Raw genomic sequence first — 822 nt, 5'->3', positions numbered from 1 at the left:
GGAGCCGGTCGCGCGCTCGAGCGAGATGAGCAGGCCGAGGCCCGTCATCGCGACGCCGAGCCGCGCGATCGCCGCCGACACGACGAAGCCGACGGCGCCGGGCAGCGCGAGGACGCGGCCGTAGCGGTCGCGCACGGCGCGGATCGGCGCGCGCAGGAGGGAGGGGAGGGGACGCGGGACCGTCATGGACGGGGCCTTCCGCGCGGCGGGCGGGGATCGGTCGGCAGACAGGTCGGCCTGGGCTTCGACGATCTCGGCGGGCGCCGCGGTAGGTGCACGGGGTGCTCGCCGAGCGTAGCGCGCGGGCTAGGTGGCGGCTCGGGCGGGGCGGCGACGTCGAGGCCCCGTGAGGTTCCGGGCGGGAGCCGTAGGGGTGTCGTGAGCGCGCTGGCCGCCGGCGTCCGCGCGGAGGTGGACTGGGCGCATGCCCTTCCCGTGTCGCGTGCCCCCGGTCCCCGTCCGCCCCGTCCCCGCGTCCGTGCGCGCGGCGGAGGCAGGGCGATGAGCGTCCTCGCGCCCGCGCTTCCGCGTCGCCCGCCGTGGTCCCCGGTGGAGGTCGTGCCGGTCGTCGCGCCGCTCGACGACGTCGTGGTCGCGGGGGTCTCGATGCGGCGGCTCGTGGACGTGTGCGGGACCCCGTGCATCCACTCGGGCGACGGCGGGAGGATCCCCGCGTCCGACGCGCTCGTCGTCGTGGCGGTGACGGCCGTCCTCGTCGGGTCCGACGGGGAGCGCGTCGTGTGCGTCGACGGCCGCCTCGACGACGTGGACGCGCGCTGGGCGGCGGCGCGCGTCCTCGGCCGGGGATCCGGCGGGCGACCG

Annotated in this window: 2 pseudogenes; one reads left to right on the top strand and one right to left on the bottom strand. The window is 78.6% G+C overall.

Annotation, left to right across the window (positions count from 1 at the left end):
• A pseudogene (locus DZG00_RS15965) lies at nucleotides 1–186 on the bottom strand (hypothetical protein); the annotation flags it as partial.
• A gap of 315 nt (nucleotides 187–501) precedes the next feature.
• Between DZG00_RS15965 and DZG00_RS15960 the strand changes: the two are divergent.
• Nucleotides 502–822, top strand: a pseudogene (locus DZG00_RS15960) (hypothetical protein); the annotation flags it as partial.

This window comes from Clavibacter lycopersici, assembly GCF_003576405.1.
Classification (GTDB): domain Bacteria; phylum Actinomycetota; class Actinomycetes; order Actinomycetales; family Microbacteriaceae; genus Clavibacter; species Clavibacter lycopersici.
This window is presented reverse-complemented; position numbering and strand designations above follow the sequence as displayed.